Below are 7,465 nucleotides of genomic sequence, written 5' to 3'. Positions count from 1 at the left end.
GGCTCCACGACCGGCGGCCTGGCAAGGGCAGCACGGGAATGCCCGCCGCCGCCGCCTCGCGCGCCAGGGGCGCGCCCGCCGGACAGGCCACCACCACCGAAAACCCGTCACTGTGATGCAGCGCACGGGCCAGGTAGAACACCTGCAACTGGCCCCCGCGCAACTCGCGGCCCAGGTCCAGCAGAATGATGTGCATGGTGGTGTCGGTGGTCATTTGTTTTGTCCGATGCTCTCTTATCGTTCAACAACGGTTATTGGCATGCACTCCGCACCGGAACACTACTCCGCAAAGCGAATTGTATCCATCCCGATGCCTTTCTTGCAAAAGGACAATACCGTCGTGCCAATGCTGCAAGGCGCGTTCGCGCGACAGGATTTTCGTTCTCCGGCAAGGAAGATGAGCCTTTTTGCGAAGGGAGCGTACTCTTCTTGTACGTGACCGGAGCAAAAGGCGAAATCTGACGCTCTGCTCTCGATGGCCGTAAGACTCGCAAGCTCGTCTAACGGCCACGCTTCGCGCCCTTTGGGTCGGTCAGCCGGAGGGCGAAAGGACGGAGCGCGAACGTGCCTAAAAAGGAACCCCGTGCCCCATCAAATCCGCCTGGAGCAGCGCCCGCAACCGGCGCGAAACCGGTCCGGGGCGGCCATCGGCCACGGGCCGGCCTTCGTAGGCCACCACGGCCACGCAGTCCGAGCTGGTGCCCAGCACCAGGATTTCGCGGGCGGCGTGCAGCTCTTCCTCGCGCACCTTGCGGAAGCTGACGGGCAACTCGCCCTGGGCCAGTTCCACGGCGCGCAGCACGGTGGTGCCCGCAAGGGCGTTGGTGAACTCCGGCACCACCAGGGTGCCGGTATGGTCCACCAGGGCCACGTTGGCGATGGCGGTTTCTGCCAGGAAGCCCTCGTCGTCGAACGAGAAGGGCACGTCCATGCCGCGTTCGTGCGCCTCGCGGGTCATGAGCACGTTGGGCAGGTAGTTGGCGTTCTTGATGCGCGCAAGGTACCCCTGCTTGGCGGGGATGGAACTGCGGAAGGCGGTCAACCCCTTGTCGAACCACGCCTCCGGCTTGGGGGTGAAATGGTAGGCGGCCACGTACAGGCTGGGTTCCGGGCATTCGGCGGGGTCGATGCCGAAGCCGCCGGGGCCGCGCCCCACCAGCACGCGGATGGAGCCGTCGGCCTCGCCGCCCGCCTTGGCCACCTCGATGATGATCTCGCGCAGGCGCTCCCACGTGCACGGTGGGGCAAGGTACAGCCCGGCGGCGGAACGGCGCATGCGCTCAAGGTGCGCGTCCAACTGGTAGATGCGGCGGTGCAGGTACTTCATGCTCTCGAAGATGCCGTCGCCCCGATGGGCAAGGTGGTCGTCGAGGGGCATGAGCATCAGGCGCGGGTTGCGGCATATGGCGCCCACGCGGTGCTCGTAGAAAGCGATGATGCCCGCTTCGCCGGGGCGTTCGCGGGACAGCAGGCGGGTGACGTAGGCGTCGGTATCAAGCACGGGGATCACGGCGTGACCACTCCTTATGGCGGTGGGTGGCGATGGGGCCGCGCGCCAGCGGGAAACATCCCCCTGCGCCGGGCGGACGCGCGGCCACCCGTCCGGTCTGCAATGCCGGGACCGGATGGCCGCGTGATGGGTTCATGATGTCGGACGTTGGCCCTAGCGCAGGAAGAGTTGCGGATCACGCACCTTCAGCAGGTCCCGCTCCACCAGCGCCTCGGCAATCTGCACGGCGTTCAGGGCCGCGCCCTTGCGGATGTTGTCGGAAACGATCCACATGTTCAGGCCGTTGGCGATGGTCTCGTCCTCGCGGATGCGGCCCACGAAGGTGTCGTCCTCGCCTGCCGCGTCGATGGGCATGGGGTACATCTTCTGGGCGGGGTTGTCGTACACCCGCACGCCGGGGGCCTGCGCAAGGATGGCGCGGGCCTCCTTGGCCGAAAGCTTGCGCTCGGTCTCGATGTTCACCGACTCGGAATGGCCGTAGAAGACAGGCACGCGCACGCAGGTGGCGGTAACCTTCACGGAGGGATCCTCCATGATCTTCACGGTTTCCAGCACCATCTTCATTTCTTCCTTGGTGTAGTCGTTGTCCATGAAGACGTCGATCTGCGGCAGGCAGTTGAAGGCGATGCGGTGCGGGTACACGGCAACGTCCGGCTCCTGCATGTTGAACATCTGCCGCACCTGCTTTTCCAGTTCGTCAATGGCCTTCTGCCCGGTGCCGGAAACGGCCTGGTAGGTGGAAACCACCACGCGGGTGATTTTGGCCGCGTCGTGCAGCGGCTTCAGCGCCACCACCATCTGGATGGTCGAGCAATTGGGGTTGGCGATGATGCCGTTGTGCGCGGCAAGGGCGTGGGCGTTCACTTCGGGCACCACCAGAGGGCAGCGCTCGTCCATGCGCCACGCGCTGGAGTTGTCCACCACCACGCACCCGGCCTGCACGGCATGGGGGGCAAACTTCTCGGAGGTGGAACCACCCGCCGAGAACAGGGCGATGTCCACGCCCCGGAAGGATTCTTCGGTCAGTTCGCGCACGGTCAGTTCGCCGCCCATGAAGGGCACCTTGTTGCCTGCGGAACGGGCCGAGGCGAAGGGAATGACCTCCGCCGCGGGAAATTCGCGCTGTTCCAGCGTGTTCAGCATTTCGCGGCCCACCGCCCCGGTGGCCCCGCACACGGCGACGACAAGTCTTTCCTTGGACATGATTCACTCCTTGCACTTGGAGGCGGACACAAGCCCGATTTCACTTACAGGCTCTCGCCTTCCCTGCCCCGGCGCAGCCCGCGCCGGGGTGCCGCCCATGGCGACCGCCCGCCATGTCGGCAACGGATGCAGCAACCCGCCGCATGGGCCTTCCCCCCTCGGAAAAGGCCCGGCTACCCCTGCCATCACCCTGCCGGAATGCTTGCACCTGCCGCGCGCCGCTCTTGCCGGGAAATGTCCCTGACGAGGCCTGCCACGCAGCCGGAATTGCCCACCATATGCCGAGGCGCGGCGGAACGCAATTGACCGCGCCGCGCCGGGTGCGGGAGCTTACCCCCAGCTAGAAACGGCGGACAAGAAACACGCCCACGGCCACCAGCACCAGCCCGGCAAAGCGCACCAGCCCCAGCGGGCGTTCCGGGTAGCCCAGCAGACCGAAGTGATCCAGGGTCACCGATGCCGCCATCTGCCCGGCCAGCACCAGCGCGATCATGGCCGTGGCTCCCAGGCGCGGGGCCAGAAAGGTGACCACGGTGACGAAAAACGCGCCCAGCAGGCCGCCCGTCCACTGCCACGCCGACGACGTGGACACCGAAGGAAACGGAATGCGCGCCGCCAGCACGTACAGGGCCAGTGCCGCCGTGCCCACGGTGAACGAAATCAGCGAGGCCAGGGCCGGATGCCGCGCCCAGCTTGCCTGCAATGCCGCATTGATGCCCGCCTGCGTGGGCAGGGTTGCCCCGGCCAGCAGGGCCAGCACGATCCACACCATCTGTCCCATACGCCCTCCCGGCGTGTCATCGCCTGATGTGACCGGGATGGTGCGCCGTAACGCCGCCATCCGCGATATGTCCCGGCGCACCCGGAAACCTTGGGAGCGCCCTCCATGCTGCCAGAAAACCCCGTAAAAGGGGCTTCGGGGGAGCAGGGCATTCCGCTCCCCCGAAAAATATCGTTTATCCCGGCCAGATTCCGGCCCCGTCCTACCTAGGCAGGCAGACCCGGCATGAACAGGCACGAACGGGGCTGAATCTGCTCGACAGGCCCGTTACCCGGCCCTGCACCCTACCCCGGCCCGTCCTGCAGGTCGGCCACCAGCGGTAGGTCCGCCTCCAGAAACGGCAGGCGCATGGCCTCGTCCCAGGTCAGCCACGCAAAGCGGTGGCCCTCCAGCGCGGTGACCGTGCCGGTGAACCCGGTCACGTGAAAGAAGTGCAGTTCCACCGACAGGTGCGGATAGTCGTGCCGCACGGTGCGCCAGAAGGCGGCCCGCACCGGGGTTACGCCCAGTTCCTCGCGCAGTTCGCGGGTCAGGGCGTCCTCCGGGGCCTCGCCCGGCTCGATCTTGCCGCCGGGAAACTCCCAGAACCCCGCCTGCGGCTTGCCCTCCGGGCGCTCCACGGCCAGGAACCGTTCGCCGTCCCACAGGATGCCCGCCACCACGGCGATGCGCCGGGCGGGGGACGGTGCAGGGCGGTTCCCGGCATCCTCCACCGGGGTATCGCCTGCCGCCTTCAACGGCGCCGTGCCCATCTTACGTGCCCTCGACGGTAAGCGCCGCCCGACGCGTTTCCAGGTCGGCAATCACCGCTTCCAGTTCGCTCATCTTTTCGAACAGTTCCTCGCCCTGCCGCTGCAATTCGCCGAAGCGCTTCAGCAGTTCCGTGGTCCGCGCGGCATCGGCGTACACCGCCGGGTCGGCCAGGGTCTGTTCCACCTCGGCCTGTTCGGCCAGCGACGTTTCCAACTGCCTTTCCAGCTTGGCGTAGGCATCCTGCCGGGGCTTCAGTTCCTTGTACAGGGCGTTGCGCTGCTCGGCCTGCTCGCGCTTGATGCGCTTCATGTCGTCGCGCGACAGCGATGGCGCATCGCGCCGGGCCTCGCCCGCGCCGGACGCCAGACTGCCGGTGTCGCCCTGCTGGCGGCGCGCCGCATCGTATTCGTCGAACCCGCCCTCGTACACCGTGATGCCGCCGGGCGACAGCGCCCATATCTCGTCGGCCACGCTGGACAAGAGGTGCCGGTCGTGGGCCACCATCAGGATGGTGCCCTCGTAGCTCTGCAAGGCCTCCACCAGCGCCTCGCGGCTTTCCAGGTCCAGATGGTTGGTGGGTTCGTCCAGTACCAGGAAGTTGCAACGGGCCAGGAACAGCGTGGCCAGGATCAGGCGGCTCTTTTCACCGCCGGAAAGCTCGCCCACCACCCGGTCGAAGTAGCTTTGTCCCAGCAGGAACAGCCCGAGCACGCTCATCAGTTCCTCTTCCGTGGTGCGCGGGTCGGACAGGCGGCGGATTTCGCTCAGCACCGTGCCTGAAGGGTTCAGCGTCTCCAACTGGTGCTGGCTGAAAAAGCCCATGCGCACCAGCGTGCCCATGACCACCGTGCCGCCGCTCTTTTCCAGCTTGCCGCCGATGACCTTCAGCAGCGTGGACTTGCCGCAGCCGTTGGGACCGGCCAGCGCGATCTTCTGGCCCCGATAGATATTGAAGGTCAGGCTGGGCCACAGCCCGGTGCCGTCCGGAAAGGCGTATTCCAGATCCACCACGCTGAGGATGGTCTTTTCCGCCCGCGCCGGTTCCGGCCACGAAAAGTCCAGCTCGCGTCGCTTCTGCTCCGGCCTGTAGTTTTCCAGTTCCTTTTCCAGCTTCTTGGCCATCTTCTGGCGCGAACCCGCCTGCCGAGCCTTGGTGGCCTTGGCCCGGAACCGCCGCACGAAATCCATCTTGCGGGCTATTTCCTCTTGCAGGCGCTGGGCCTCGCGCTCGCGCTGGCCCTCCACCTCATCCTGCAGGGCCACGAACTGGCTGAACGTGCCGCGCCGGTACAGGGGCTTGCTGGCCCCCAGATACAAGACGTGCGTGCCCACCTTGTCCATGAACACCCGGTCGTGCGCCACGAACACCAGCGCGCCCTTGTAGTCCATCAGAAAGGCTTCCAGCCATTCCACGGCTTCCAGGTCCAGGTGGTTGGTGGGTTCGTCCAGCAGCAGCACGTCCGCCCCCGCCGTCAGCACGCGGGCCAGCTTGGCGCGCTCGCGCCAGCCGCCCGACAGCTTGCGGATGGGCAGGCTCCACTTGCGTTCCGCAAACCCCAGACCCGACAGCACCGCCCGCGCCCGGTGTTCCGGGTTGTACCCGTACACCTGCTCCAGTTCGGCTTGCTTCGCGCCCAGCCTGCGGATGGCTGCCTCGTCCCCGGCATGGGTCGCCGCCTCCCACTCCGCCCAGAAGTCGTGCCACGCGGGCAGCACGTCCAGCACCCAGTCCAGCAGGGGGCGGTCCAGCACGTCGTCGCCCAGTTCCTGCTGCACGTAGCCCAGCCGGCACCCCTTGGGCAGCAGCACCTTGCCGCTGTCCGCCGATTCCACGCCCGCAATGATGCGCAGCAACGTGGACTTGCCGCAGCCGTTGGGGCCGCACACGCACAGCCGCACGCCCGACTGCACCTCGAGCGAGAAATCGGACAGGATATCCTGCCCGTTGTAGGACTTGCCGAGACTCTGGATGGTGAAATTCATGACGGTTCCGAAGTAGAATAATTGAACATGAAGAAAGTCATGCGGGGGGAGGAAGGGGAACTTTCGGGAAAGTTCCCCTTCCTCCCCCCGCACCCCCCTCCATCCCTTCAAAGCTTTTCAATTGGGGAGACATGCAGATAGCAACACATGCCACCCTGCGCAAATTACCACCCAACTAAAAAGTTTGGGAGGGGAGGGGGTACGGGGGAGGGGCCACCCTTTCCAAAGGGTGCCCCTCCCCCGTTATGTCCTGATGTTATTCTTCAAACCCGGCGTCGTCGTCGGCAGCGGCATCAGCTGCGCCGCGCGCGGCGGCCAGGCGTTCCTGGCGGGCGGCTTCCTGCTTGCGTTCGCGGGTGCCCAGGGTGCGGAACGAGTCCCATTCATCGGAGCGTTCCTGATGCCGGGCAAAAATGAGGAACCCGGTGTGGGCGATCATGCGGTCTTCGGGGCGCAGACGGTCGGCCACGGGCTTCCAGCGGCGGATCAGGATCTCGCAGACCTCGATGTCGTCGAAGGGCCCGGTTTCCATACCGTGCAGCAGCTTGGACACCTGATCCACGGTGGGGACGAGGAAGCCCAGGGCGGCGCCCGGCTTCACGGCGCGGACCACGTGGTGCAGGTAGTCCCACGGGGTGCGCACGTCCAGGAACAGGGCGTCGGCGTCGGTCTGCTCGAAGCCGTCAATGATGTCGCGGTTGAACTGGGTGACGTTCTGGCCCACGCCCGCCCAGTCGAGGTTGCGGCGGCAGAGCTTGTAGAATTCCTCGCGCGCCTCGTAGGTGCAGACGCGGCCGGTGGGGCCGGAAAACCACGAAAGCGCCACGGTCAGGCTGCCGGAGCCGGAGCCCGCCTCGATGATGGTGCGGCCCGGACCCACGCCAAGGCGCATGCAGATGTACGCGATATCCTTGGGATAGATGATCTGGGTCTGGCGCTTCACGCCCTTGACCAGGTCGGTGATGGTGGGGCGCTGCACACGAAAGGGCACGCCCTGCCGGGTGCGGATTTCTGTGCCGTACTCGGCGGCGGCCAGGTCGGCCATGGGCAGCACGCCTTCCTGGCAGTGCAGGTCGTTGCCTTCCTCGACGCGGCGCAGATAACGCTTGCCGCGCGGGCTTTGCAGAATGACCAGATCTCCGTATGCGGGCATGGGAATTCCTCCTGAGGGTTCTGCGGCAACCGGCCCGCACGCGCGTAGCCGGGCGGCGCGCGCCGTGCGCGCGCCCGGGGCC

The 7,465-nt window shown here is 66.3% G+C and carries 6 protein-coding genes and 1 pseudogene; all 7 read right to left on the bottom strand.

The window, feature by feature from the left end; all coding sequences use genetic code 11:
- Window positions 1–214 (bottom strand): annotated as a pseudogene (locus FVW27_RS03400) (glycosyltransferase family 4 protein); the annotation flags it as partial.
- A gap of 354 nt (window positions 215–568) precedes the next feature.
- On the bottom strand, window positions 569–1,510 hold the full coding sequence (locus FVW27_RS03395; RefSeq protein ID WP_167122739.1) for an aminotransferase class IV: 942 nt from the start codon (window positions 1,508–1,510) through the stop codon (window positions 569–571).
- A gap of 153 nt (window positions 1,511–1,663) precedes the next feature.
- Entirely contained in the window at window positions 1,664–2,713 is a 1,050-nt protein-coding gene (locus FVW27_RS03390) for an aspartate-semialdehyde dehydrogenase (RefSeq protein WP_167122737.1), read from the bottom strand.
- 340 nt (window positions 2,714–3,053) lie between these two features.
- The gene (locus FVW27_RS03385; RefSeq protein WP_015946014.1) at window positions 3,054–3,494 is read right to left on the bottom strand and encodes a DMT family transporter; all 441 of its coding nucleotides are present in this window, start codon (window positions 3,492–3,494) and stop codon (window positions 3,054–3,056) included.
- Between the two features lie 284 nt (window positions 3,495–3,778).
- Entirely contained in the window at window positions 3,779–4,246 is a 468-nt protein-coding gene (locus FVW27_RS03380) for a (deoxy)nucleoside triphosphate pyrophosphohydrolase (RefSeq protein WP_243838185.1), read from the bottom strand.
- Window position 4,247: 1 nt separating this feature from the next.
- Window positions 4,248–6,230 carry a ribosomal protection-like ABC-F family protein gene (gene abc-f, locus FVW27_RS03375; protein WP_167122734.1) on the bottom strand — a complete coding sequence of 661 codons (1,983 nt, stop codon included), beginning with the start codon at window positions 6,228–6,230 and terminating at the stop codon, window positions 4,248–4,250.
- A 256-nt stretch (window positions 6,231–6,486) separates the two neighbouring features.
- Entirely contained in the window at window positions 6,487–7,383 is an 897-nt protein-coding gene (locus FVW27_RS03370) for a tRNA (adenine-N1)-methyltransferase (protein WP_167122732.1), read from the bottom strand.
- Window positions 7,384–7,465 lie beyond the last annotated feature (82 nt).

The sequence above is a fragment of the Nitratidesulfovibrio liaohensis genome (genome assembly GCF_011682075.1).
Classification (GTDB): Bacteria; Desulfobacterota; Desulfovibrionia; order Desulfovibrionales; family Desulfovibrionaceae; genus Cupidesulfovibrio; species Cupidesulfovibrio liaohensis.
Note: the sequence above shows the minus strand (reverse complement) of the source record. Positions and strands in the feature narration are given on the sequence as shown.

Excerpts from the sequence above, each read along its gene's own strand:
- FVW27_RS03390 (WP_167122737.1), bottom strand. The coding sequence starts at position 2,713 with ATGTCCAAGGAAAGACTTGTCGTCGCCGTGTGCGGGGCCACCGGGGCG.
- FVW27_RS03385 (WP_015946014.1), bottom strand. The coding sequence starts at position 3,494 with ATGGGACAGATGGTGTGGATCGTGCTGGCCCTGCTGGCCGGGGCAACC.
- FVW27_RS03380 (WP_243838185.1), bottom strand. The coding sequence starts at position 4,246 with ATGGGCACGGCGCCGTTGAAGGCGGCAGGCGATACCCCGGTGGAGGAT.
- abc-f (WP_167122734.1), bottom strand. The coding sequence starts at position 6,230 with ATGAATTTCACCATCCAGAGTCTCGGCAAGTCCTACAACGGGCAGGAT.
- FVW27_RS03370 (WP_167122732.1), bottom strand. The coding sequence starts at position 7,383 with ATGCCCGCATACGGAGATCTGGTCATTCTGCAAAGCCCGCGCGGCAAG.